The sequence below is a fragment of the Vibrio nigripulchritudo ATCC 27043 genome (assembly GCF_000222685.1).
Lineage (GTDB): Bacteria > Pseudomonadota > Gammaproteobacteria > Enterobacterales > Vibrionaceae > Vibrio > Vibrio nigripulchritudo.
In genome coordinates, this window is the sequence record NZ_AFWJ01000295.1 from 1 (window position 1) to 26293 (window position 26293).

General features: G+C 44.0%; 25 protein-coding genes and 1 pseudogene. 19 read left to right on the forward strand and 7 right to left on the reverse strand.

Going from position 1 to position 26293, the window contains the following annotated elements; all coding sequences use genetic code 11:
* The 9 genes and pseudogenes from RH89_RS29995 to RH89_RS23755 form a co-directional block, all read left to right on the forward strand.
* Positions 1-546: pseudogene (locus RH89_RS29995) on the forward strand (hypothetical protein); the annotation flags it as partial.
* Positions 543-1718, forward strand: a complete 1176-nt coding sequence (locus RH89_RS23720) for a hypothetical protein (RefSeq protein ID WP_004407523.1) — start codon at positions 543-545, stop codon at positions 1716-1718. The pseudogene RH89_RS29995 and the gene RH89_RS23720, both read left to right, overlap by 4 nt.
* Positions 1719-2057: 339 nt before the next feature.
* On the forward strand, positions 2058-2966 hold the full coding sequence (locus tag RH89_RS23725) for a restriction endonuclease (protein ID WP_004407525.1): 909 nt from the start codon (positions 2058-2060) through the stop codon (positions 2964-2966).
* Positions 2967-3092: 126 nt separating this feature from the next.
* Complete coding sequence (locus tag RH89_RS23730) at positions 3093-3782, forward strand: hypothetical protein (RefSeq protein ID WP_004407527.1); 690 nt, start codon at positions 3093-3095, stop codon at positions 3780-3782.
* Between the two features lie 140 nt (positions 3783-3922).
* The gene (locus RH89_RS23735; RefSeq protein WP_004407529.1) at positions 3923-4558 is read left to right on the forward strand and encodes a hypothetical protein; all 636 of its coding nucleotides are present in this window, start codon (positions 3923-3925) and stop codon (positions 4556-4558) included.
* A gap of 220 nt (positions 4559-4778) precedes the next feature.
* Positions 4779-5270: an RDD family protein gene (locus RH89_RS23740; RefSeq protein ID WP_004407533.1), complete on the forward strand. Its 492-nt coding sequence runs from the start codon at positions 4779-4781 to the stop codon at positions 5268-5270.
* Positions 5271-5670: 400 nt separating this feature from the next.
* Positions 5671-6066 (forward strand): hypothetical protein, encoded by a 396-nt coding sequence (locus RH89_RS23745; protein WP_004407535.1) that lies wholly within the window; start codon positions 5671-5673, stop codon positions 6064-6066.
* Between the two features lie 134 nt (positions 6067-6200).
* On the forward strand, positions 6201-6971 hold the full coding sequence (locus tag RH89_RS23750) for a GNAT family N-acetyltransferase (RefSeq protein ID WP_004407537.1): 771 nt from the start codon (positions 6201-6203) through the stop codon (positions 6969-6971).
* 209 nt (positions 6972-7180) lie between these two features.
* Positions 7181-7681, forward strand: coding sequence for a GNAT family N-acetyltransferase (locus RH89_RS23755; RefSeq protein WP_004407539.1), 501 nt, complete (start codon positions 7181-7183; stop codon positions 7679-7681).
* A gap of 193 nt (positions 7682-7874) precedes the next feature.
* Here the strand turns inward: RH89_RS23755 and RH89_RS23760 are convergent, their stop codons facing one another.
* On the reverse strand, positions 7875-8288 hold the full coding sequence (locus RH89_RS23760) for a RidA family protein (protein ID WP_004407541.1): 414 nt from the start codon (positions 8286-8288) through the stop codon (positions 7875-7877).
* Positions 8289-8328: 40 nt separating this feature from the next.
* Positions 8329-9264 carry an NADP-dependent oxidoreductase gene (locus RH89_RS23765; protein WP_004407544.1) on the reverse strand — a complete coding sequence of 312 codons (936 nt, stop codon included), beginning with the start codon at positions 9262-9264 and terminating at the stop codon, positions 8329-8331.
* A 223-nt stretch (positions 9265-9487) separates the two neighbouring features.
* Between RH89_RS23765 and RH89_RS23770 the strand changes: the two genes are divergently transcribed.
* Positions 9488-10414, forward strand: a complete 927-nt coding sequence (locus RH89_RS23770; RefSeq protein ID WP_038147208.1) for a LysR substrate-binding domain-containing protein — start codon at positions 9488-9490, stop codon at positions 10412-10414.
* A 102-nt stretch (positions 10415-10516) separates the two neighbouring features.
* On the opposite strand, the gene RH89_RS23775 is transcribed toward RH89_RS23770, so the two are convergent.
* The 4 genes from RH89_RS23775 to RH89_RS23790 all read right to left on the reverse strand — a co-directional run bounded on the left by RH89_RS23775 (position 10517) and on the right by RH89_RS23790 (position 14684).
* Positions 10517-10993, reverse strand: a complete 477-nt coding sequence (locus RH89_RS23775) for a GNAT family N-acetyltransferase (RefSeq protein ID WP_004407552.1) — start codon at positions 10991-10993, stop codon at positions 10517-10519.
* 66 nt (positions 10994-11059) lie between these two features.
* A complete protein-coding gene (locus RH89_RS23780) occupies positions 11060-12421 on the reverse strand; it encodes an L-serine ammonia-lyase (RefSeq protein ID WP_004407554.1) in 1362 nt (453 codons plus the stop codon).
* 82 nt (positions 12422-12503) lie between these two features.
* Positions 12504-13757 carry an aromatic amino acid transport family protein gene (locus tag RH89_RS23785; RefSeq protein WP_004407556.1) on the reverse strand — a complete coding sequence of 418 codons (1254 nt, stop codon included), beginning with the start codon at positions 13755-13757 and terminating at the stop codon, positions 12504-12506.
* A 336-nt stretch (positions 13758-14093) separates the two neighbouring features.
* A complete protein-coding gene (locus RH89_RS23790) occupies positions 14094-14684 on the reverse strand; it encodes a CoA pyrophosphatase (RefSeq protein ID WP_004407557.1) in 591 nt (196 codons plus the stop codon).
* A gap of 117 nt (positions 14685-14801) precedes the next feature.
* Here RH89_RS23790 and RH89_RS23795 point away from each other — a divergent pair, with 117 nt between their 5' ends.
* A complete protein-coding gene (locus RH89_RS23795) occupies positions 14802-15341 on the forward strand; it encodes a heme NO-binding domain-containing protein (protein ID WP_004407560.1) in 540 nt (179 codons plus the stop codon).
* Positions 15342-15351: 10 nt separating this feature from the next.
* Positions 15352-17067, forward strand: coding sequence for an ATP-binding protein (locus RH89_RS23800; protein ID WP_004407563.1), 1716 nt, complete (start codon positions 15352-15354; stop codon positions 17065-17067).
* 18 nt (positions 17068-17085) lie between these two features.
* Here the strand turns inward: RH89_RS23800 and pabB are convergent, their stop codons facing one another.
* On the reverse strand, positions 17086-18456 hold the full coding sequence (pabB, locus tag RH89_RS23805; protein WP_004407565.1) for an aminodeoxychorismate synthase component 1: 1371 nt from the start codon (positions 18454-18456) through the stop codon (positions 17086-17088).
* 239 nt (positions 18457-18695) lie between these two features.
* Between pabB and RH89_RS23810 the strand changes: the two genes are divergently transcribed.
* The 7 genes from RH89_RS23810 to RH89_RS23840 all read left to right on the forward strand — a co-directional run bounded on the left by RH89_RS23810 (position 18696) and on the right by RH89_RS23840 (position 25831).
* Entirely contained in the window at positions 18696-20216 is a 1521-nt protein-coding gene (locus tag RH89_RS23810; RefSeq protein WP_004407567.1) for a fumarate hydratase, read from the forward strand.
* A gap of 134 nt (positions 20217-20350) precedes the next feature.
* A complete protein-coding gene (locus tag RH89_RS23815; RefSeq protein ID WP_004407569.1) occupies positions 20351-20536 on the forward strand; it encodes a hypothetical protein in 186 nt (61 codons plus the stop codon).
* Positions 20537-20604: 68 nt separating this feature from the next.
* A complete protein-coding gene (locus RH89_RS23820; RefSeq protein ID WP_004407571.1) occupies positions 20605-21984 on the forward strand; it encodes a YcjX family GTP-binding protein in 1380 nt (459 codons plus the stop codon).
* A complete protein-coding gene (locus RH89_RS23825) occupies positions 21981-23003 on the forward strand; it encodes a YcjF family protein (RefSeq protein ID WP_004407574.1) in 1023 nt (340 codons plus the stop codon). Before RH89_RS23820 ends, RH89_RS23825 begins: the two co-directional genes overlap by 4 nt.
* Positions 23004-23215: 212 nt before the next feature.
* Positions 23216-24757 carry a transcriptional regulator TyrR gene (tyrR, locus tag RH89_RS23830; protein ID WP_004407576.1) on the forward strand — a complete coding sequence of 514 codons (1542 nt, stop codon included), beginning with the start codon at positions 23216-23218 and terminating at the stop codon, positions 24755-24757.
* Between the two features lie 2 nt (positions 24758-24759).
* Positions 24760-25341 (forward strand): ribosomal protein S5-alanine N-acetyltransferase, encoded by a 582-nt coding sequence (gene rimJ / locus RH89_RS23835; RefSeq protein WP_004407578.1) that lies wholly within the window; start codon positions 24760-24762, stop codon positions 25339-25341.
* 10 nt (positions 25342-25351) lie between these two features.
* Positions 25352-25831: a DUF2947 domain-containing protein gene (locus tag RH89_RS23840; RefSeq protein WP_004407580.1), complete on the forward strand. Its 480-nt coding sequence runs from the start codon at positions 25352-25354 to the stop codon at positions 25829-25831.
* Positions 25832-26293 lie beyond the last annotated feature (462 nt).

Consider the following 26293-nt stretch of genomic DNA (forward strand, 5'->3'; position numbering starts at 1 on the left):
CTGGAAGGTAGCGAACTCACAAGCCATGCTTCAAATAGAAAGTTGCGTATATTCTTAATTTCCCTATTTTTTATCCTTTCTGGGTACTACCTTTGGGTGCTGTATTTAATTGCGACCCCACAAGTGAGCCTGTCTTATCAAACCTATTACATGGACACAAAAACACTTTACTGGGGCAGAGATAAAGAAACATTTGCCATTCCTGAGTCGGGCATGGTCAATATTACAGAAAAAAGCCCGCTGCTGACGAGAGAAGGGTGGAGAAAGAAAATAGTGGAGGGACATCGCCCGCTAAATTCTGCTGGAGGGTTATTATTTTCTTCCACTCCAGACAAAGCTGAAAGAATAACAATTTCACTGTCGAGAGATGTTTCAGAATTACCCAGAATAGATTTTTATTTGAACGACGTACCATTAGAACCGAATTACTTTAGAAATAAAATTACGCTCAAGTTCTCGATGAACCAATTAAATAAAGAAAATCTAAATTATTTAAAAATAAAGCCTATGGAATCCGTTAATGTTCAGTCGGTGGTGTTCCAATGAGTACAGTTCAACTTACTAACAAGCCGCTAGTGGACAAAACATCTTCTTCTCTACCAGATATTTCCTTAACCAAAGAAGACTGGATCACCATTGTCTTAGCTGTTCTGATAAGCCGGATCGTTCTCTATTTCATTGGTTTAGTTGGGGTTGATGTATTTAAAACGGTTGATACCACTGAGCTGACAGCCTGGCAAACAATCTGCCGGTTTGATTGCGTCTGGTTCAGAAGAATGATCGATTATGGCTACGACCTGTATCCGAAATGGTTGAGTAACAAAAACGCGGCAAACTGGGCGTTTATGCCGGTAACTCCGTTCTTGGGCAAGCTATTGATGCCAATTTTTGGCGACGGAAAAATCACGTTGGTGATTGTCTCTAACCTTGCATTTTTGATCAGCGTACCAGTTTTCATCATGGCGCTGAAACAAATGGGAATCAGTGAAAAAGGTCAAAAGCACGCAATCTGGCTAATGTGTTTTTCACCGTTTACCGTTTATTCAATGGTAGGGTATGCCGAACCCTTGTTTATAGCACTAGTAAGTGGGGTTTTCCTTTGTGCGTATCGGGAACAATGGCTTTGGGCTGCCATACTCGGGCTGATAGCCGCCATCACCCGTAATCTGGGCGTGATGCTGGTGTTCTCGTTACTGATCATTGCCATTCAGCATTACGGGTTCAGAAACCTTTTCACATTCAGGTTACCTGCGTTAAGAGCAGTTACTGCGATTTGGGCTGTTCCATTAGGGTTCTTTGGCTTTATGACCTTCCTCTATTTCCAATCGGGAGACGCTCTGGCTTTCGGGCATATCCAGATAGCGTGGGGGAGGGTTTTCACTCACCCAATAGACTGGATCGAATACGGCTTTGAAAGAGGAGGGTCGAAGCTTTACCTCACACTGGTTGGTCTGGCTGGTTTTGCGATGGTCGGTTACTTGTGCATGAAGAAGTATTTCGCAGAAGCGATCTTTATGTTTATCAATCTCTACCTTCCATTCTCATCAAGCTTGAATGCGATGCCGAGATACCTGTTCGGTTTGTATCCAGCGTTCTTCTGTATGGTGCTGTTGTTAGAACGTTATCCAAGAGCCAGAACCCCGGTGCTCTGTTCCTTCGCCGCTTTCGCCCCCATCATCACCATTGGGTTCTTCTCGCGAGCGTTCTTTACGCTCTAACCGTGTACCCATAACCTCAAATCACCGATACCCGCGTAGCATTCATAAACGTAGCTCGCGGGTTTTTACTTTAAGCAAAGAGGGTAGAGTACATTCCTTCTTTTTATACCAAACCGTTCCAATGAACCGGATATTCCAAAGTGTTGTTGCCCTGTCCACTTTTCTCGAAAAGCAATCCAATTCTGTGAATGACGCTTATGTCTCAAAAGTCGATTTAGTCAAAGATTACATAGGGATATGTGGTATATATTTCGCCTAGTAAGAATGTTATATGACGATCTGCGGATAAATTATGTGGACAGTTTGTCGTGTAATAATTGTTAAGTTCATTGGAGCCTTATGAAAGTTCGGTATATAAAACTTGGTGATTCGGGAAAATGGGAAAAATCCTGTCTTGAAAAAGAACAAGTGGTTCGACTTGGTTATAACAGTCCTTATCATAACGAATCTCTAAACGGGGAATGGGATGTTGTACGTGGTTTTTGGTTAAGCGAAAGAAATAACAATTCAGGAGCAGCAACAAGAGATATTAACCAAATTAGAGATTTCTACGAACTTTCGGAAACTGACCTTTGGGTCACGTTTTATCAAAGAAAGTTGTACTGGTGTCATGCAAAAAAAGAAGTAATTGAACTTCAAGATGGAAGCAGAATTCGAAAAGTTATTGGAACTTGGAATTCATACGATAAACAAGGTAACCCTTTGTCGATCGAAAATATTGATGGACGAGTTACAAAAGTTCAAGGTTTTAGAGGGACAATCTGCAGTGTTGAGCGCGAAGATTACCTTATTCGTAAGATTAACGGAGAACCGCAACCAGAAGTTGAAGCAGCTAAAAAATCTCTTTTAATTCTGAAAAATAATGTAGAAGGTTTAATTAAAGGTCTCTGGTGGAATGACTTTGAACTACTGATTGATTTGATATTTTCTCAATCAGGCTGGCAACGAGTATCAGTTCTAGGTAAAACTGAAAAAGATATTGATTTAGATGTATTCTCTCCTGTTTCGCAAAAGCGAGCATTCGTACAAGTTAAGTCGACCACAAATCTAAAGCAGTTTCATGAGTATTATGGAATCTATAAAGAGTATAAACAATACGATGAAATGTTTTTTGTTTATCATACCATTAATGAAAATAATAACCTCGAAATAGATGATCCTCGCGTTACTGTATGGGATATTTCGAGGATCGCTGATTTAGACATAAATGCAGGGTTAATTAGTTGGCTAATTGAAAAACGAACTTAACAAGTCCATTCAGCAGGACAAAAGAACAGTTGGTTTTGCCCCTGCGTTGCTAATTATAACTAACTATTTTTGCCTTTGATTGAGGCGTTAGCTGCCTAGACATACCCCAATGGATTAGAGGTAACAATGTTCAAAAATCGTCATTTATTTTTTGTACCAAAAGAATTGAGCCTACTTCGTGCATTCAATCGAAAACAGATAGAGTTTGTTGGTGGGTTTGTCGAAAACATAGACCAACATATCGAAACGTACACAGGTGAAGTGTTTATCCAGCAATGGGCCGGAGACGAAGGAGAAGTTATTGAAGTTGAGAAACAGCACATTGCGGGTATCACTGAAGATGAATACGACTTTAAAGAAATTTTTACCTCAGTTATGCCTATGTATCAAAGGCAATCGATGCTGCTAACAGCATGGTCTATGTTCGAAAACGAAATCAACACATACTACAGCAGGCTTGCCGTAAAGGTAGGTGCAGAGAGCAATCTAAGGAATATCAAGAAAGCTAAACATTCTAGTGACCTTGATCATGTTATTACATGTTTGCAATCACTAGGTGTTGTTACTTCACCAACTGAGCGCTTTATGGATGCATTTAGTCGCCTAAATAATGAGGTGCGTCTTGTTCGTATCGATTGGGTTCACAATGGAGGTAAAGCCGTAAAGTCACATTTTGTTGAAAATACAAATGGTTTAACTATGAATGGCTCGCAAATAGACATTTCGGTTGGATACATTGAAGAGGTGACAGAGTTAATGTGGTTACTGTCAACCGAGATTACAGATTCAGCCAAGGTTAATCTGGGAGAGAGCTAACAAATTGCTTGAGTGTGACGGCTAACCTTTGGCACTTATGATTCAGTTGACTTTAGTGTTTACGGTGGCTTTTCTTGGGTTTCGTGGTGTTAGTAGCACCTTAGTAAGGCGTTATATTTATTTTTAGTTAGGTAATTTAGATGTTGATTAATAAGAATGAGAAAATTCCAGAAGAATTCTTTGTATTTGTGAATTTTTCATCCCCTTTAGCTGCTCATAACTATGAGATAGGTGCTTACACCTCAGGAGCTTGTAGCACTTGGTTCCTAGAAGAAACATTAGCCAAATACTTGGATGGAAGCCTAAACTATTTACCATTTGAACCAAGTCAACGTGATCCAATGGCTCTATCTCCCTACTGTTTGACTGCTATCAATGATTACAGAATCGAATTTGATGCAGAAATTTACAGAAAGCAGAATCATCCATTATATCCATCTCGTCTTTCAGCTACTTATGCTTTTGGTGACTTTGAAACTTGCAGAGAAGTAAGTCAAAAGTATGGCTGGAACCTAAATAACGTACGTAAATTTAAGCTCTTAGATTCCCCTCTAAATCGAGTTGCTAAAGTTAATATGGAGCATGTGTCTCTGGGGCGCCATGCATACAGAGTGGCATCCATGACGAACGTAGAGGACATTTGGCGCGCCTATTGGACGGGACAGGGTAATATTCAAATTGAGTTGCCGGATGGTCCAAAATTTACTCGCAATGTTCGCGACTCTGGTGTTATTTGGGAGTATTTGGTCGAAGGCTGCTTGCAACCAGTTGACTAATAAATATACCAAATTGCTTAAGAGTGACAGCTAACCTTTGGCATTTTTGGTTTGGTTGGTTTTAGTGATTACGTGGCTTTGCTTGGTTTTCGTAGTAGGTTAGCTGCAACTTAGCAAGGCGTTAGTTGAGGTCAATTGCAATAGGTTGAATATTAACTTGAGAAAGAAATTGCATTGCGTATCATATGCTTACGTTGGTTTTATAAACTAGGTAAATAATATGAAAGATAATGTTCCTGCTAAAATGAGCGATTTGTACGAATACTCAGGCTTTTGGCCTAGAGTTGGTGCTAGTTTAATCGATACTGTTATAATTTGTGTCCTTACATACCCGATTCTAGTAGCGGTTTATGGCTGGGCATATTTCGACAATGATGCCTTAGTGCAAGGTTTCGCTGACCTGATTTTAAGCTGGATTTTTCCATTAGTTGCGATCATCGGTTTCTGGCTTTATCGTCAAGCGACTCCAGGCAAAATGGCTATATCCGCGAAAATTGTAGATGCTAAGACTGGCGATAAACCTACCTTTCAACAGTACATTGTTAGATACCTTGGGTATATCCTAGCGACAATCCCTCTTGGTCTAGGTATATTGTGGGTTGCGTGGGACAAGCGTAAACAGGGATGGCATGACAAACTCGCCAATACCGTAGTTATATGCGAAAAAGATCGCAACATACCTCAAGAAGTTGAGTTCTCATCAAAAAATTAACATAACACAATTGAGCCTTCCGCCTGTCAATAGGCAATAACATTCTATTGGCTGCGTTAGCAGCCAATCTATCTGCTTCGTTTTGTCATTTCGATCATTAAGCATGGCTTACGACAAACACATATAGAGGTTCTCTTATTGCGGTCTCACCGCAGCCAACGGCTCTTCGGTGGGGCACTAGGCAGTCACCAGCTAACCCTAGCTGGTCCCGTTTAAATCGTATGCACTCCCTTCAATAATGCGCGCCACTACACACTTTCAATCCTATACGCGTCAGTAGCATATTTGCTATGTTAGTCAGCAGGTTAGAGCGATTTTCTGTTAAGTCGATACCACTACAGAGTGGCAGAACGTCAGAAAGGGAAGCTCGTTTCGTTCGTTATGTTTATTGAGGGAGAATATGAATAATACTTTATTAAAGGTATTAGCGTGTAGCTGCGTCTTTTTATCCGGTTGTAATTTTAAAACGACTTCTGATGGCAAGGTTGTCGCATGTAGTGATTCCGTTGAACCAGCTATTAAGGTTGAAGTTATAGATAAAGAAACGGGGTATCGTATTTCTTGTGGAGCTTCAGTTGTCATTCGTGATGGTGAATTTTCTGAAGAAAGAAGCAACCCTCATGGCACAGGTTGCGACAACTCAAAGGCTTTACTTGGTGCATACGAGCGTGAAGGAACATATAAAGTATCTGTATTTAAAGATGGTTATCTTGATTGGAGCACAGAAGGCATTGAGGTATCTTCAAACGTTTGCCACGTCAATACGATAACGATTCAGGCGTACTTGGAAAAATAAACTCAATAACCAATTCGATAAGACCAAAAACGCATGGCACTTTTGTGTGTTATGAAGGCGAAATACGGCGATTTGGTTATTGTTCTGTTTGCCGGCTAAGTGGGTACTATATTTCATTCAATGTCGAGGGAATGATGCAAGATAAAGGAGTAAAAGACGTATATAACTCTTACTTTTATTTTAATAATGAGCGAACGCTTTCAACAGATTTGGCAAGTGAGCTTTTTACGGTTGAAGCTGATGGGTGTTCTATTTATGTGGACAAAACACGCAAGTATGACAACCAGATAATCATTCATGGTGCATGTAGTTCAGAAGCGTTAGAGAGTCACCTGATGCTGTTTGAAGATAGTTTTTCTCCCGAGATTTCTATAGAGCCTCAGGCAATTACAAATGAACTGAAAACATGGCTATCAAACCGCGGATTTGCCCCAACTTTTGAGCATGAGTTTCTCGAACTAAAGGCGTCAAATTATACGGTGTCCACAGACGTTTCAGACCAAGTTTCAGTTGAACGCTGGGAATATAATAAGGTCGATGAATTTTTAGCTTTGCTCAAAACGTCAGGGCTAGAGTGTACAGACGAAATCTGGGAAAAGAAGCACTCGCTTTATTGCACCGATACGTTTCGTTGCTACGTTGCAAAAATAAATGATAAGCCTTGTGCTTGGGCAACGAGTTTTATCAAAAACGAGTTTGCAATATTAGCCAACGCGTATACCCAAGAGCGCTACCGTTCTAAAGGGTGCCAAACAGCCTTACTGAGAGCTCGAATCGAAGACGCAATATCTTTAGGCGCCGAGGTGATTTTAACTGACGTAATGCCAAGCAGTACTAGCAGCAAGAACTGTAAATCTGTAGGTTTTAGCAGTGTTGGTATCCGAAGCGTTTGGTGTAAAGAGTAGATAGATAACCTGTGATGCCAGCTCTTACCATAAAGTCATTATTATCTTTATTATCCCATCGAATCCTACGACTTTTAGGGGATTTCTGACTTCTAACAGGTCTTTGTAAATGGTCTTGAGTACGATATTGCAGCCATCACTGGATATAGTTGCTGAAAGCCTCGAACTCATGTACAAAACATCTTTTAATGTAATAAGGGATAGGTTGCATGAAGTTGGTAGTTCGTCAGGTGGCTCTGGAGGATGCAGAGGGCATTACTAATGTACTCAATCCAATCATTTCTGAAGGTTTATACACGGTTTTAGACACGACCTTTACTCCAGAAGAAGAAAAAGAGTTTATTGCTCGTTTCCCTGAGCGTGGTGTGTTTACCGTAGCGCTGTCCGAACTCGATTCTAAAGTTGTTGGTTTTCAAAACATTGAGCCGTTCGATCAATACACAAAAGCTTTTGAGCATGTTGGCATAATTGGTACGTTTGTTTGCGAAAGTGCTCGTGGTCTAGGTGTCTCTAAACAACTTTTCGAGTCTACGTTTGCGGTCGCTAAGCAAAAGGGATATGAAAAGCTATTTGCTTACGTCCGCCGCGATAATGAGCGTGCGCTAGCTGCTTACGTTAGACAAGGCTTTGAAGTAGTAGGTACTGCGAAAAAGCACGCAAAAGTTCGGGGTGAATACATTGATGAAGTTCTTATTGAGAAGTTTTTGTAGGCGTGGTCTGGCTACCTTGATGGTTTGGTGAATTCTTCGCTTATCAGTGACCAAATTTATCGGCGTTCGATTAGATAAATCATTTTTAAAGGCAGGTATCAGCTTTTAAAACAATAATAACGAGCACCGCTTTGTGGTGGTACTCGTTGGTCTAGAAAATCAATGTTGCTTACAACCATGGTTGAACATTGTGTTAGCGGGCTAACATCATCTCATATTCAACCATCATATCTGGCATGCCTAGCCGCTGCACATATCTTAATGTTCCCGTTGCAGGTTTGACCGGAACGTCACTTAAAAATTCTTCCCACAATGCGGCGATTTGTTCAAATTGCGCAGAGTTCACATCGTTAGTAAACGTCCAGTCCGTGCGCACAATGTCGTCAACGTTATAACCAGCTTCTTCGATAAATGACTGCATTTGGTTAAGAATTAGCTTGGTTTGAGCAACAGGGTCGCCAGGGTGCTGAGTCACAAAGTTTGGGTTGCAATCGGCATGACCGGTAACAAAAAAGATGTCGTTAAAATCGGTCAGTTTTAAACCCCAGCTAAAGGCGTTACGAAAGTCAGGTAGCTTGCTATTATGAAACGCTTGTTTATGAGCCATAGTATTTTCTCCATCTTAGTTATTTTGATTTAGCTGATGACTACGCCGACAAATCGATAATGATCTTTCCAGTAGTTCTTTTTGATTCGCTTAAGCTGTGAGCCTGCTTTACCTGATCTAAGTTAAATATTTTTTCGATATGGACCTGAACTTTCCCGCTATCAATTAACTCGCTTATTTGTTGGAGATCGTTAGCGTTAGGCGTAACAAACCAGCGTTGATAGTGAATTCCTTGCTGCTGTGCAATTTCGTCATCCATTTCATCCAGCAATGAGATCAAGTAACCTCCGGGGCGTATCACTTTGAGGGAGCGTGTTAAAACGTCATCTCCACCTACCGCAGCTAACACGGCATCCACCTGTTCAACCGATTCTTCAAAACGCTGACTGCGATAATCAATAAACTCATCGACGCCCAATGCTCTTACATAAGGTTCTTTTGCAGCGGATGCTGTCCCTATTACATAGGCACCATGCGCTTTGGCAATTTGCACTGCAAAGCTGCCAACTCCGCCGGAGGCGTTATGAATAAGTACCTTGTCACCGGATTGAAGCTGGCAACCTTGCATGAGTGCTTGCCAAGCGGTTGCTGCTGCAAGCGGAACGGCGGCTGCCGTCAATGTAGTTAATGAATCTGGCTTTCGCGCCACTATGTTACTGTCTACTGCAATATATTCAGCGTATGCACCTTGGTCAGAAATAGGGGCGTAAACAAATACTTCATCACCTAGCTGAAAATCTGTTACCTGCTCACCGATTTGTGCTATTTCACCTGCGGCATCCCAGCCTAGTATCAAGGGCAATTTATGTTCTGTAATGTCTCTTACTAACCCTTCTCGTACCAACCAATCAACTGGGTTTACGCCAGCGCCATGCACTTTAATCAGTACTTGATTTGGCTGAATTTGAGGCTTTGCAATATCACCAACGATGAGTTTTTCAGCATTTCCGTATTGTTCAATGTAAGCAGCTTTCATACGTATTCCTCTTGTTAACTCTCAGATAGTTATGGTCTTTTCGACCAGTGAGGATACTTTGCCAAAGCTGATTCATATCGTCTAATTGATGATTGGTATGATATGCATTGAATATTTGAATGCATTTAGTGATACTGATGCCCGCTTGCTTATCCATTTCGAACTGAATCTGAATGATAGAGGTGAGCAGACCCCCATGAACCCTATAGAAAACAAACGTGATATGGCGAATCTTGATCTAAATTTGTTGGTTATTTTTGATGTCATCATGCAGGAGCAATCCATAACCGCTGCCGCTGAAAGGCTTTCCATGACCCAACCATCGGTTTCTAATGCGGTTGCTCGTATGCGTCATGCATGGAAAGATCCTTTGTTTGTTAAGCAAGGGCGGGGCATACGTCCGAGCCCTTATGCTGAAAAACTATGGCGAGAAATTTCACTACCTTTGGATGACATTAAGCGAGCAGCGGAAAAGCAGGTATTTAAGCCAGCTACGCTTAAGCGCACATTTCGTATTGCTGTTACCGACTGGATGGCGGATTTGTTTTGGCTGCCTCTGCGAAAAATGATTGAAGAAGAAGCCCCACAGGTAGACATCCATGCAGTGCCGTATACGGTGAATGGGGAAAACTTGTTGCTGAATGCCGACGTTGACATGGTGCTGGATTACTTTGAAGGGCGTTCAGGCAAAGTGCAAAGCCAGCATTTGTTTGATAATCATTTTGTTTGCGCCATGCGTGCAGACCATCCACTCGCCCGGGAAGAACTCAACTTACCAAGCTTTACGTCTGCTGAACATTTACTGTTGTCGCTCTCTGGTGAGGCTATTGGAGGCGTCGACAAGGCATTACAGCAACAAGGATTAAAGCGTAGAATTTCGATGACAGTTAATCACTGTTACCACATCCCGAAGATTCTGATTAACACAGACTTAATTACCACAATACCACTGCCGATCATCATAGATGCGGTCGAGGCAGGGCAACTGATTATAAAAAAACCGCCTTTTGATCTTAAAGCAGGACCAATATCCATGACATGGCATGCCCGACATCAACAGGATAAAGAAGTGTTATGGCTAAGGGATAAGGTTCAAGCGGTACTAAAGAACCATCTGCACGAGAGTATATTTGTTCCACCTTTTACCTAAAGGCAGTTACTCAAATAGCTGAGAGGTTTCAGGAAGTAGTAGAAATCGTTGAGGCAGACAGAAAAAACCGGAAACAGTGGAGACGTTTCCGGTTTTCTTTTATCAGAATGGCGCCGTGATGGTCTTGCGAAGAATTCGGATTTGCTTTGAATTTTCGTAAAACGGTTTGTTGGTGTCTTTAAAATCGGCGCTTAAAAAACACTGATAGGCCGCTTCGTTTTCCTTTTCTACCATCACACAGATGGAATCGTAGTTCGGGTAAGCCGTGTACAGATACGTAAGAAGCCTTTCCAGTGTTGCTTTGCCATGACCTTTGCGCTGGAAGCGATGGTCAATAACAAAGTTCTTTAAGCCAATTTCACGGTTTTTCACAAAGGTAAACTTCTTCTCGAAGCCTTGGTCCAGTGCAAAAAATCCGATGGGGGTTCCGCTGTCCGAGATCGAATAGATGACGTCCTGTTTGTCTCTGTGTTCATACAGATGATCAAAGGTTTCAACAAACTGGCTTTGTTCGGCAGTGACGTTTAATTCAATAAGCGAAGAAAAATCTTTAATTTTCGGGCGTTTAATCGCAATCATAATAATTATATATACAAAAAAAGGGCATGGATATCCATGCCCTTAGTTTATTTCCTGTTCAAGCTATCAGCAAATAACTTTTACAGCCAATCCGCCTTGCGACGTTTCGCGATATTTGGCGTTCATGTCTTTACCTGTTTCCAGCATGGTTTCAATGACTTTATCCAGAGAAACACGCGGGTCAGAAGAACGACGCAACGCCATTCGAGAAGCGTTGATCGCTTTAACCGCAGCAATACCATTACGCTCTATACAAGGCACTTGCACCTGTCCGGCTACTGGGTCACAGGTTAACCCCAGGTTGTGTTCCATAGCGATTTCAGCCGCCATGCAAACTTGTTCCGGGCTAGCCCCCATTAGTTCTGCAAGACCAGCCGCTGCCATGGAGCAGGCAACGCCAACTTCACCCTGACAGCCGACTTCTGCGCCAGAAATGGATGCATTTTGTTTAAACAATCCACCAACTGCACCAGAAGCTGCGAAATAGCGTGTGTACTCTTTCACGCCAACTGGCTGAACAAACTTATCGTAGTAAGCCAGAACCGCTGGAATGATGCCACATGCACCGTTTGTCGGAGCAGTGACCACACGTCCACCCGCTGCGTTTTCTTCGTTAACCGCAAATGCGTACATGTTTACCCAGTCGACAACGGTCATCGGGTCGTTGGAAAGACGCTCGGTGGTTTTTAGCTGCTGGAATAGGGCAGCGGCACGGCGAGGGACTCGCAATGGACCTGGCAGTACACCTTCGGTGTTTAAACCACGCTCCATGCACGCTTTCATCGTGTTCCAGATGTGCTCGAATTCTTCTTCAATTCTGTTGGTGTCTTTTACAACACGCTCGTTTGCCATTACCAGTGCACTAATGGACAAACAGTTGTCTTTGCAGTGATCCACCAGCTCTTTCGCGCTGTTGAATTCATAAGGTACGACAACTTTATCTTCAGGTTCTACACCGAAGTTTTCTTCATCCACAATAAAACCACCGCCTATGGAGTAATAGGTTTTAGAGTGAACCAGCTCACCACCACTTAACGCGTGAATCTGCATACCGTTTTCATGCAAAGACAGGTTGTCGGTGTGGAAAGTCAAATCAACATCGTAATCAAACGCTGCGTCTTTTTGACCATGAGCAAGGGATAAAACTTTTGAAGATTTCACCGTTTCAATGAATGAGGGAATAGAATCAATATCTACACTCTCAGGTGAGTTACCAGCTAAGCCAAGAATAATGGCTATGTCCGTATGGTGGCCTTTCCCGGTTAAAGAAAGAGATCCATAAACATCCACTTTAATATGGTCAACCTCCGTCAAACGACCCATTTCAACAAGATCGTTTACGAAGCTTTGACCGGCCTTCATTGGCCCTACCGTGTGTGAGCTTGAAGGCCCAATACCGATTTTATAGATGTCGAATACGCTGATCATATTTTTACCTTAGGTTGAGCCCCCGCTTGAGCAGGGGGACTCTTTATTATCTTTATAAATATGGCTTTCGCTTAAGCGAATTTTAAAGAGCGCCGTAGATTACAGAACTTATAGACGCCAGACCACACATTGCTGTGAAAATTTGCACAAACGCTGAAGTTTTGTACTTAGCCATTGCGGGTACTTTTTGCATTGCAAATACAGGCATAAGGAACAGAATAGCAGCGATCATTGGTGCGCCCATCGTCTCAATCATACCCAGAATTGAAGGGTTCACAATCGCAACAATCCAGGTTGTGATCACGATGAAGATGAGTGAGAACTTCTCGATGCGTTTTACTGGTGCTTCGCTACGAGATTTTACCAGTCCAACCAAGCCTTCGTGTGCACCTAGGAAGTGACCAAAGTAGCTAGAAGTGATCGCTGCAAATGCAACCACAGGGCCAAGGATAGAAATCAGCGGAGACTCGTGAACGTTAGCCAGGTAAGAAAGCACACTGATGTTTTGATCTTGTGCGGTAGCCAGCTGTTCTGGAGACAGAGACAAGACTACAGAGAAGACAAAGAACATCACGAAGCCCATCAGCATCATTGCGCCGCCGCCTGTGATCATATCGGTCTTTTTCACCGCATCTTCACCGTAAACGCGACGTTGCTCTTTCGTAAACTGGCTGATGATTGGGCTGTGGTTGAAAGAGAACACAATGATTGGAATCGCAAGCCAGATAACACTTGGCATTGCAGACCAGTCTGGGCTAACAGACATCATGGATGTGTTCCAGTCAGGGATTAAGTAGAAAGACAGAGCAAGAAGAATGAATACCAAAGGGTAAACCATCATAGATGTGGCTTTCAGCATCAGATCTTTGCCGAATACTACGCCTGTGGTCATCAAGGTAATCAGAGCACCAGATAGCAACCAACGGGGCATTGATGCAAATCCCAGCTGGTTAACCATGAATGAGTCTACCGTGTTAGTGATTCCGACACCGTAGATCAAAACGATTGGGTAAATAGCGAAGAAGTAAGCAAAAGTGATGATGTTTGCGCCAGTTTTACCGAAGTGTTCCTCCACTGTGTCAGTGATGTCTGCGTTAGGATTTTTTGCTGAAAGGACAAAGCGAGCCAGTCCTTTATGAGCAAACCAGGTCATTGGAGCGGCCAAAAGGGCCAAGATGACTAATGGCCAGAAGCCACCAGCGCCAGCTTTAATTGGCAAAAACAATACACCCGCACCGACTGCGGTACCAAAAAGAGAAAGAGCCCAGGTAAAGTCTCTGTAAGTCCATTTGGATTGAGTTCCTTCGGCGCGAGCCGTAGTAACGTTTGTTTGCATAGTTATATTCTCGTGTAATTTATGGGAACAGGAATTACAGGAGCTATTGTCTCTGTTTTTGAGTGAAATATCAGGATCAGGATCAATAAATGTTCCAGGTTTGAAAACAAAGATTAACAAAAGAGAGATAAGTCACGTAAAACACGTGCTACACATTAGAAATACTAGTCTTTGATATAAGTAAAACTAATCCGAAGCTGCATCTAATTTAGGAAGAACTTGCGCAAACGTTTGCCCTGTTGGGGCTGTCTGCTGTAAATAGGAAGGAAATGGGTGGATTTATGAGGTTTACGAATAAGAAAAATTAAACAATAGAAATGTATTATTTAACCACTTTTACTTTGTGAACTGAGTGTGAAGAGTGTGAATAATCTGCGCTGTCACTCCCCATATGAGATGCTGATTATAGGGGATGTTATACACAATTCTTCGGGTGCCTTGAAAGTGTGCTTCTACCGAATGAATGTTTCCTTTATTGAATAAATATTCAATTGGTGCTTCAAAAACATCATCAACTTCATTGGGATCAGTGACGGGGGAATACTGATTATCTGCAAACGCAATCACTGGGGTTACCTCAAATCCGCTCACGGTTTTGATTGGCGTTAGCTGACCAAGGTGTTCAATCTGGTTTGCAGTAAGCCCGATTTCTTCATTCGCTTCACGCATAGCGGTTTCAAAAGGCGAGGCATCTCCTTTTTCTGTCTTGCCACCGGGAAAGCTGATTTGCCCAGGGTGATGGCGTAAGTGGCTGGCGCGGCGCGTCAGGATCATGTTTAGCCCGGCATCACGTTCCACAAGCCCAATAAGGACAGCAGCAGTTTGGTATTCCTCGTGCCCGAAATCCAAATGTCGTGTAAAGCTCCCTTTATGGTATTCAGCGGGCTGCGTGAAAAGAAAGCGACTGAGAAAATCTTCTTTGTACATAAGCTCTTACTTTGGCTGACTATCTTATTAATTGTTAATGAAAATTGAAAAAATGACTAGTGTGGATCATGCTTTTATTACCAAAGTCTTATTTTGGCAATTGTGAGAGGGTTGGAGATGAAGGGTTTAATTTTTACCGAGTTTCTTGAGCTGGTTGAAGAAAAGTTCGGGTTGCCCACTGTGGACAAAATCTTGTTTCAGTCTGAGGATGATGGCATTTACACGTCAGTCGGAAGCTACGATCACCGGGACTTGGTGAAGCTGATTGTTGCATTGAGCAAAGAGACAGGCGTGTCACCGGAAGACCTGCAAGAGGTATTTGGGCGAACGGTATTCAACAAATTACTTTCATCACTGGCTCCCGACGAGTCGCTTTCTCACAGTCAATGTACCTTTCAATTCTTGCGCCATGTCGAAGAATACATCCATCTGGAAGTAAAAAAGCTTTACCCTGATGCGCATCCGCCTAAATTTACCTTTCAAACTGAAAATGAATCTGAGTTGGTGATGGACTATAAAAGCGCTCGCTGCATGGGCAGTGTATGCAAAGGACTGATCCTCGGGTGTGCCGATCATTTCAGTGAAAAACTGAAAATTACAATGAACCCAATGACAGACGATGCCAGCCACGTAAGGTTTGTTCTGACAAAGGTTTAGCGAGGTATTCATGGATTCCCGGCTAGAATTACTAGAAAAGAAGCTGTACAGGGAAATTGCAGCCAGAAAACACGCCGAGAAGTTGCTGGAAGAGAAATCCGTTGAAATGTACAACCTGAACAAGCAGTTGGATGAAAGCTTGCAGCAGGTAAAGGCGCAGTCTGACGCTCAGATGCGCAAAAAGGTATTTCAGGAACAGATTTCCAGAATTCTGATTCGCTATGGGCGGCAATTTCTTAAGCATGCGCCTGATGAAGTCATACTAAACAGCCTGATAAAAGAGCTTTGCGATTCTGATCTTGTCGTCAACGCTAAGCTCATTCTTCTTAAAAAAGACACCTTGGCTCTTTCCTCTGCCGAATACGGTGAGCTGGACTTTAGCGTGATTCCGGTTCAGGTCATCGAAAATGCAGAGAAAGTGTGGGATGGCTGCGGTGTTTTGTGGTGGCCTTTAATGGCTGAAGGGATAATGGTTGGTACTTTGGCGGTAAAGCCAGAGCAGAGTACTGACGACAGAGAATGGTTTGAACATCAGATTACTTTGCTATCCGAACTGGTGAGCAGTGCCATCAGCCGTCAGCTTATTCTGAGAAAAACCATCGATGCCCGGGAAAGAGCCGAAGCCTCAGAGCGTTCAACCCGTGATTTCCTAGCGATGATCAACCACGAGCTAAGAACGCCTCTTAATGGCTTGCTTGGAACGCTAGAGCTTTTGTCCGACACATCACTTACCAATGAACAAAAACGAATGCTCAACACGCTGGAGCAATCTGGGCAGTTTCTGCGAGTCATCATTGATGACCTGTTGGATTACAGCAAGATCAATGCAGGAATGATGCAGCTTAGTGAAAGGGCGTTTCGCTGGTCAGACATTCAGACAACTCTACAAAGTATTTTCGTCAATCTGGCAAAAGAGAAACGGATTGAGTTTCGCGTCGAAAACTTTGATTCTGTGCCAAACGTCCTTGTCGGTGATGTCGAACGGGTTAAACAGATCTTCGTGAATCTGATAGGCAATGCCATTAAGTTTACCCAAAGTGGTTACGTGACGGTTAATGCATCCTGGCAAAGCAACTGGTTGACCTTCTATGTGCAGGACACAGGGTGCGGGATTGCCGAAGAAGATCAGGAAAACTTGTTTAACCCATTTACGCAGGCAGATATCTCCAGCAAGCGCAATCATGGAGGAACAGGGTTGGGCTTGGCCATCTGTAAACAGTTGGTTGCGATGATGCAAGGGTCAATCACGTTAAAAAGCAAGCCAGACGAAGGAACCCGGTTCGATGTCTCTTTAAGATTGTCTGAAGGGGTGATTCAGGACGTTGAGCAAGAGAAGCTCGACAACCTTGCTGAAGATGAAATGCTGGATTCGCTAAAAATACTGGTGGTAGAAGACTTACGCGTGAATCAGTTTGTGATTCAGAAGATGCTTAAGAAACTGGGGATTACCCCAGATTTTGCCAATAACGGTGAAGAAGGTGTGGAAGCGGTAAGCAGCCATCACTACGACCTCGTTTTCATGGATTGCCGAATGCCAGTAATGGATGGGTTTGATGCCACGTTAACGCTAAGGGAGAGAAACATTCGTGTCCCCATTGTTGCTCTAACGGCAGGAACAACGTTAGCGGAGCGAGAGAAGTGCTTGCAGGTCGGTATGAATGACATACTCAACAAGCCTTATACCAGCGCCGATTTAAAAGACGTATTGGTGAAGTGGGGGCTTTGACCCCCATTCGAACCCGAGTCAGTCGCTCAAAGCAGGAAGAATTCGACTGAGCTTATCAAAGGTTTCCTGATATTCAGATGCAGCTTCACTGTCTGCAACCAAACCGCCGCCAGCCCAAACGTAGAGCTTTTGTTTTTCTGCCACCAAGGTTCGAATCGTAATGCTGGTGTCCATTTGACCACAGCGACTAATGTAACCAATACTTCCGCAGTAAGCGCTCCGACGATGAGGCTCCAGTTCTTCGATGATTTCCATCGCTCTGACTTTTGGTGCTCCGGTTATAGAACCGCCGGGAAAGCATGCCCTAAGCAGGTCAGTTGCAGATTTCTCTTTATCCAACTCTGCAGTCACGGTGCTGACCAGGTGGTGCACAGCAGGGAAGCTTTCAATCGCAAACAATTTGGGTACGGAAACGGTGCCGGGTTTGGCAACGCGACCAATATCATTTCGTAGCAAGTCCACAATCATCAGGTTTTCTGCCTGATCTTTTTCTGCCAGCTTTAGCGAATTAGCGTTCGCATTGTCTGTCGCTTCATCGGCACTGCGAGGTCGCGTTCCTTTAATGGGCTTGGTTTCGATAGTCCCATTCTTTAGCTGTAAGAAGCGCTCAGGTGAGATACTGAGAATTGCGCTGTCTTCCATTCGAATAAATGCGGAAAACGGCGCTTGGTTTTGTTCTTCCAGCTTTTGGTACGCCTGCCACTCACTGCCTTGATAGCTAGTTTCGAAACGCTGAGCAAGGTTGATCTGGTAACAGTCGCCAGCCTGAAGGTAATCCTGAACCTGATTAAAACGCGTGGTGTACTCGTCCTGTGTGAGGTTAGATTGCCATTCGGACAATAAATGGAAGGGTAGTTTGCTCTCAGGTAGTGTCTGACTTAGCAGCCAGTCCAGATGTTGCTGGGGTTCCAGACCAACGACGACCACTCTTTTGAGTCCGTGGTCGCAAATGAGTGCCCAATCGTAGATGCCGACTGCCATATCAGGGGAGCCGATATCCTTTGTTGCAAGCTCCGGAAGGGTTTCGACTCTTCTGCCCAGATCATAACTGAAATAGCCTAACGCACCCCCAAGAAAAGGTAAGCCTTGAATAGCCTCGGCTTCTGGCAAACATTCAGCCTGAACTCTCTCAAGCAAAGCAAATGGATCGTCAGTCGACGTAGTGGTTTCGCTAGCCAAAGTGATTTGAGTTTCTTCCCCGCTAGTAACCAGCGTAACAATGGGCTGTGCCACTAAGATGTCATATCGGCTATCAGGGTGGCTCTCAGAGGCGGAACGCAAAAGCATCGACCAGGGTTGATTTTCAATTCTACTGAACAGGTCGGAAGCTAAAGAGGGCGTATACTCAAGGGAGACCAAAGAGATAGATTTGATAGACTTGTTATTCATTTGTATAAATTTGTGACAAAGAGTTCGGAGACTACGTGGCGCATTGTGGCGAGCAAGAGTATCATAAAAGAACAGGAGAGGATGCATCCGTACTAACGGTCTGATTAAAAAGCATCCCATGTGGAAGCAATCGTTAAGACTTCTTGTGATACCTAAGCCACTTTGAGCTGTTTAACAAAGCCCAAAAGTGTCTTTGGTATACAAAATGGAAGCATAAATTATAACAATCGAGGCAATGTATGACCGTCATTCGTAAGCAAGATGTTATCAGCAGTGTGGCTGATGCTCTTCAGTACATTTCTTATTATCACCCTATGGATTTTGTCCAAGCCCTAGATGAAGCCTATCAACGTGAAGAAAGTCAGGCAGCGAAAGATGCCATCGCACAGATTCTGATCAACTCCCGCATGTCTGCAGAAGGGCGTCGTCCTATCTGTCAGGATACTGGTATCGTAACCTGTTTTGTAAATATTGGTATGGGCGTGCAGTGGGACTCTACTGACATGACTGTACAGCAAATGGTGGACGAAGGTGTTCGTCAGGCTTACACCAACCCAGACAACCCTTTGCGTGCATCAGTACTGATGGATCCTGCGGGTAAGCGCATCAACACTAAAGACAACACTCCAGCCGTTGTTCACATCAATATGGTGCCGGGCAACGAGGTTGAAATCCAAATTGCGGCTAAAGGTGGTGGCAGTGAAAACAAAACCAAGATGGTGATGTTGAACCCGTCTGATGATATTGCTGAGTGGGTTGAGAAAACGCTACCAACGATGGGAGCAGGATGGTGTCCACCGGGTATGTTGGGCATAGGCATTGGCGGTACGGCTGAAAAAGCGGCAGTACTGGCAAAAGAATCCCTGATGGAACACATCGATATTCATGAATTGATCGAACGTGGTCCACAAAACGCAGAAGAAGAACTGCGTTTAGACATCTTCAATCGAGTCAACAAGCTTGGTATTGGTGCGCAAGGTTTGGGTGGTTTAACCACCGTTGTAGACGTGAAGATCAAAACAGCACCTACTCATGCCGCTTCTAAACCGGTGTGCCTGATTCCAAACTGTGCGGCAACTCGCCACGTACACTTCACTCTAAACGGTTCTGGTCCTGCAGAGCTGAACCCACCGAAGCTTGAAGAATGGCCAGATATTACTTGGGAAGCCGGTGAAAATACTCGTCGCGTGAACCTTGATACTGTGACCAAAGAAGACGTTCAAGAGTGGAAAACCGGCGAAACAGTTTTGCTGTCTGGCAAGATCCTGACGGGTCGTGATGCGGCGCATAAACGAATCCAGGGCATGCTGGAAAGCGGTGAAGGGCTACCGCATGGTGTCGACTTGAATGGCAAATTCATTTACTACGTTGGTCCTGTCGATGCGGTAGGAGATGAAGTCGTTGGTCCTGCGGGCCCGACAACTTCCACTCGTATGGATAAATTCACTGATATGATGCTAGAACAAACGGGCATCATGGGGATGATCGGTAAAGCAGAGCGCGGTCCTGCAACGGTTGAATCCATCAAAAACCACAAAGCCGTTTACCTGATGGCAGTGGGTGGCGCAGCTTACCTGGTGGCGAAAGCGATTAAGAAAGCTCGTGTGGTGGCGTTTGAAGATCTTGGTATGGAAGCCATCTACGAGTTTGAAGTGGAAGACATGCCAGTGACAGTTGCTGTTGATTCGACCGGTGCGAATGCACACCAAATTGGTCCGGATACGTGGAAAGTGAAAATCGCAGAAGCTGAGAAGGCTTAGGTTAACAGACCTTTTGAATTCTCATTTTTCAAATATCAGTTAGAAAAACGCAGCTTAGGCTGCGTTTTTTGTGGTTTTTCATTCGGTAAGCAGTACTATCTTTTCTAGAAAGGCAAAAAATAAAAGGAGAAATGATGCCTCGCTTTGTTAAGTTTTTACAGATTCTGATAGCCATTGTGGTTGGTGCCATTGTTGGCTACGATATGATTTTACGTGGTATCGCGATTTTTCAGGAAACTTACGTTATCACTACGGTTGTCCTGACCTTGCTGCTTGAGTTGGCACTATTCGTTATCTTCAAGTTGATAGAAGACGATTAAGAGATAGTTCATCTGGCATTAATCGCAGTTTTTGCATACTCTGAACCCAGAAAATTCGGAGCATGTGAATGAAGAGAATAACCCAAGAAGTCAATGATTTAGTCCATCGCGGTATGGACAGACACGTTAAATTAGCCGTTACTGGTCTTTCGCGAGCAGGTAAAACGGCTTTTATTACGTCTTTAGTTAACCAACTGCTTCACTCATCTACTCACGACAATCTTCCTTTACTCAGCGTTTCTCAAGAGCATCGCCTGATCGGGGCTAAACGCATTCCACAATCCAATTTAATGGTGCCTCGCTTTGCTTATGAAGAGGCAATGACATCATTGCATTCTTCCCCTCCTGAATGGCCTCAGCCGACCAGGGACGTCAGTGAAATTCGCCTTGCCATTAAATATCGCCCTCAAAGCGGAGTGATGAAATACCTTTCTAATACTGCAACGCTTTATCTGGACATTGTTGATTACCCAGGGGAATGGTTACTGGATTTGCCTTTACTTGAAATGACCTATGAAGAGTGGAGTGCATCTCAGTTTGACGCACTTAAACATGGTCGAAGTGAGTTAGCTCAACCGTGGCTAAGTGCACTTGAAAATTTTGATCCTAACGCTGACGCAAACGAAAAAGTGTTGGCGGAAATCAGTGCTGTCTACACAGAATTCCTGGTTCAATGTAAAGAAGAGGGGCTTCACTGGGTTCAGCCCGGGCGTTTTGTTCTTCCGGGGGAACTGGCAGGTGCGCCCGTCCTTCAGTTTTTCCCGCTAAATAATCTTGATGAAATAGACACGGCTAACAAGCACAGTCAGTTTGCGATGTTAAAGCAAAGGTATCAGGAGTATCAGCAGAAAGTCGTTAAGGCGTTCTACAAAGAACACTTTTCTACATTCGACAGGCAAATCGTGCTGGTGGACTGCCTGCAACCCCTTAACGCGGGCAGAGATTCTTTCAACGATATGAAAGGCGCCATCGAACAGTTGCTCCGTTCATTCAAATATGGTCGGAATAACCTGCTCAGACGCTTGTTTTCAACCAAAATCGATAAAGTTTTGTTTGCTGCGACCAAGGCAGACCATGTAACACCCGATCAGCACGCCAATTTGTCTGCACTTCTCAAGCAGATGGTTCATCCAGCATGGCAGCATGCTGCTTTCGAAAACATCGATATGACTTGTATGACGCTTGCTTCGATTCAGGCGACTCAGTCTGGATTTGTTGGTTCGGGCGATGACAATTGCCCAGCTATTCAAGGGAGCCTGATGAGCGGAGATGCAATGACGGTTTATCCAGGAGAAGTGCCCAAGTCTTTACCCGATGAGGCTTACTGGCAAAATAATCAATTTGATTTTCAAAGCTTCCGACCACAGATAAGTAACGAGAACGATCCACTGAACCATATTCGAATGGATAAGGCGTTGCAGTATTTGATAGGGGATAAATTGTCATGAATGAGTTCAAGCAGAAAAAAGTTTTCAGCGATCCCATAGACAACCCAGAAGAAAGGCAAGCCCAAGAGTTGAATGCGCATATTCAGTTCAATGAGCAAGAAACCTTTATGCCTGCTGAAATAGAGCAGGATAGCGATGCAGTATCAGAGCTGGACGAAGCAATAAAGCCCTCAACAAAGCGCCGATGGGGGCTGACGGGGTTACTTGCCGGATTCACCGGGTTAGTGGGGTGGCAAACCGTAGACACCTTTGTTACGGCAATTCAGTCTGGTGACTGGCTCTCTTTCGGCTGGGCAACCTTTGTTGCCGCCATTGCTGCATTCGGAGTAGGTGCCATCGGTAAAGAGCTCTGGCGTCTGAGAAAACTTCGCAACCAGTTCTCCACTCAAGAAGAGGCGAAAGCATTATATGATGCCGATCAAATCGGCAAAGCCAAACCTTTCTGCATGAACGTTGCCAAACAAGCTGGCATTAGCGAAATGTCGCCAGCTTATGATCGTTGGGTCAATGCGATTAACGCTAATCACAGCGATCAAGAAGTCCTGCAGATGTACGACAGTATTGTGCTTAAAGACCTAGATTCAAAAGGAAAGGCGCTCATTACCAAATCTGCTGGAGAATCCGCCTTGTTAGTGGCGGTGAGCCCGCTGGCTACAGCAGACATGTTGTTGGTGGCATGGCGAAACTACAAACTCATCGATGATCTTGCCAAGCTGTATGGTGTTGAACTGGGGTACTGGTCGAGAATCCGATTACTTAAACTTGTTCTGGTCAATATGGCGGCAGCGGGCGCAACAGAGCTGGTTGCTGATGCCAGCATGGATCTGCTGTCTATGGATTTGGCAGGTAAAGTTTCTACGAGAGCTGCACAGGGCATCGGTGTGGGGCTTCTTACAGCACGGCTTGGCATTCGAGCGATGTCGCTTTTGCGCCCGGTTGCCTGGCAGCCCGAATCACAAATCAAGCTGGGTGAGGTTCGAAAGGGCATTGTTTCTCGCATTTCCAAATCGCTTTCCTAACGCAACGCATATCTAGGTCAACAAGCTCTAGTCAATTCAGCACGAAGTTTAACCTCTACTAAGGGGTTAAACTTCGTAATTCGCACACAGATTCAGCAAACAGCGGCTATAACACCTTAAGAACTCTCAATTTCGACAGCTTTTCTTGACTGGATAGAGGGCTTGTTTCAGACTGAGTGTCAACTTTTCCTGACACCTTGATGGACTCCGAAGTGCGTTTAGAAGTTTTATGTGAAGACCGATTGGGTCTGACTCGCGAACTATTGGATATTCTCGCAACCAAAGAGATTGATTTGCGAGGAATCGAAATTGATCGACGCGGCATTATTTATCTTAACTGCCCAGAAATAGAATTTGATGATTTCCGTGATTTGATGGCGCAGATCCGCCTGATCAGCGGAGTAACAGACGTACGCAAAATCCAGTTTATGCCGAGTGAAAGGCAAAGCACCGAGTTGATGGCTTTGCTGGCAAATCTGCCTGATCCGGTACTGTCAGTCAGCCTGAAAGGCACTATCGATGTGGCAAACCATTCTGCAAGAGATCTGTTTTTCCACCAAGGTGCAGAGCTAATAGACGAGCCAATCAATCACTACATTCCCCAGTTTAATTTCGCTCGTTGGCTTGAGGAAAGCAGCGCGCGTTTTCGTGATAACGTGGTGATTAATGGGTTGGACTACACTCTGGAAGTTATGCCTGTTTATATCACAGGTGAAGCCAATGACACGGTATTGGCGAGTGCGGTTGTGACACTCAAAAACAGACAGCAAAATGTTCAAAGCGACCCGTTTCTTTCCGAAAGTAACAACCTGGGCTTTGAGCACTTTGTCGGTAGCTCAAACCGCCACAAAAACCTGATGGCTCAGGCTAAGAAGCTTGCCACCATGAGTCAGCCGCTTCTGATTGAAGGTGAGACGGGGACAGGTAAAGAGATGCTGGCCCGAGCTTGTCACAATCGTTCAGAACGTGCCAGCAACCCATTTTTGGTTCTGAGCTGTGCCTCAATGCCGGACGATGTTGCGGAAACGGAGTTGTTTGGTCACGCCCCTGGCACATTCAACAACCAAGCAGGGCACATTGGTATTTTTGAACAGGCGAATGGTGGCACCGTATTTCTTGATGAGATCGGGGAGATGAGTGCTCATCTTCAAATCAAATTCCTTCGCTTTCTTCAGGATGGCACTTTCCGCCGTGTGGGTGAAGAGAATGAAGTGCATGTTGATGTGCGAGTGATTGCGGCGACCAAACAGAAGCTGTCTGACCTGACAGAAACAGGCGTATTCCGCGAGGATTTGTATTATCGACTGAACGTACTAAGCCTTCATATCCCAGCCTTGCGAGAGCGTAACTCAGATGTTGCGACTCTTTTGGATCTCTTCGTATCGAAGTACGCTCATCAATTAGGTATGAACAAACCTTCTATCAGTGACGAAGCGCTGGAACAGCTGACTCAGTACCCATGGCCTGGAAACATTCGTCAATTGGATAACATGGTGCTTCGAGCCATGACAAGGCTGAACGGGGAAACTCTAAAAACCGAAGATTTCGAATTGCCAACCATCGAGCAGTCAAACGCACTGGTTGGTGTCAATCTGGATGGCTCTCTTGATGAGATCATGAAATCTTACGAATCTCAAATTCTTCAAAGCTTGTATCAATCGTTCCCATCAAGTCGAAAATTGGCGAAAAGACTGAATGTTTCTCACACCTCTATTGCCAACAAACTGCGTGACTACGGAATTCGGAAATCGTAATTATGACTTCATACATTATGCAAGCCACCAGTGGCAACATCATGGTTCGTACTGCTGAGCCAAGTGATGCTAAAAAGATCAGTGAGTATTTTCGTCGAAATAAAGCACACCTAAAGCCGTGGGAGCCAAAGCGTGAAGAAGCCTTTTTTCGCGAAGACGGCTGGGCACAAAGGTTGATCAAACTGCACGAACTCCACCGCATGGGGCTGGCTTTTTACTTGCTTATCATAGACAAAGATACCGACGAAATGATGGGAACCGTCTCTTTTAGCAATGTCTCCCGTCATCCATTTCATGCCTGTAACGTCGGATACTCGGTGGCGGAATATCATCAAGGTAAAGGCGTGATGAAAACCGCTCTGAAACTATCGTGTGAATGGATGTTTGAAAATCAGAATTTGCACCGTATTATGGCCGCGTATATCCCGACCAATCAGCGTAGTGAAGGGGTATTGAAACATCTGGGTTTTGAACTTGAAGGGACGGCAAAAGACTATCTGCTTATTGACGGTAAGTGGCGAGACCACAACCTGACTTCACTGATCAACCAGAATTGGCGAGATACGCCAGATTACTCGTTATAAAAGGAAACACATGTCCTATCTGTCTTTGGATGAATATCAACGCAAATGGATTTTCACCCATCAGTCGATGCCAGTTCCGGAAGAAGAACTGGAACAAATAAAGCCAATGACGCAAGCTCGTTCGGCGCAACTGTGGAAAGAAAACATCAGTGCTCAAAGCCCTGATGCAGAGCGCCTGAGCTCTCAAGACTGGCCTATGAAGACCAGCAACTGGTTACACGAAGTAGACTGGATGCAGGATTGGGACTCGGAAATTGAAGATTTGCCTGCTGAAATTCTGGAACATGTTGATTGGCAAGACGACGTAACAGTGTACTTTTGCTACGAAAAGTACAACATTATTGAAACCAAATGGGCATTCTTTAAAAAGTATTGGAAGAACTTTTTGTTCTATGATGACGGACCTATTTTGATTGGCCGACGTCGTAATGAAGCCTTGTGGTTTAGTGACAGCGGGACTGTCAAAGTCGGTTACCGTAACAAGTCGTAGTACAAAAAATTTCGAGAATTGAATTCAAACCGAGAGTTCTCAAAATTAAGATAAGCCACTTAATAGATAAGTGGCTTTTTAATTGGTCTTTAGAATAAATAGCCTGAGCTCAGGATAACCAATATATCTTTTCTAAATTAGTGTATTTCTAAAAATTCCAAATGTATGTGAGCTAAGGGATAAATTTGTAATCGATTTCACAGAGCTCTGGATGAATTAAATGTTTTAAACTTTCTTATGTGACTAAGCATATGAAATAAATGGCTATATATTTTAATTTTATAAAAACAAAATGCAGTCTCAAGGATGTGACATGCATAAATAATAAAATTAAGTAATGCTAATAGACGGGTAATGTCAGTTGTCTGTTTTATATATCCAAGCTATCTCTGTCGCATGAATACCAATATAAGCATGAAATACGTTCAGGCTTCAGGTGGCTTACTGATTTTTGTTTTTAGG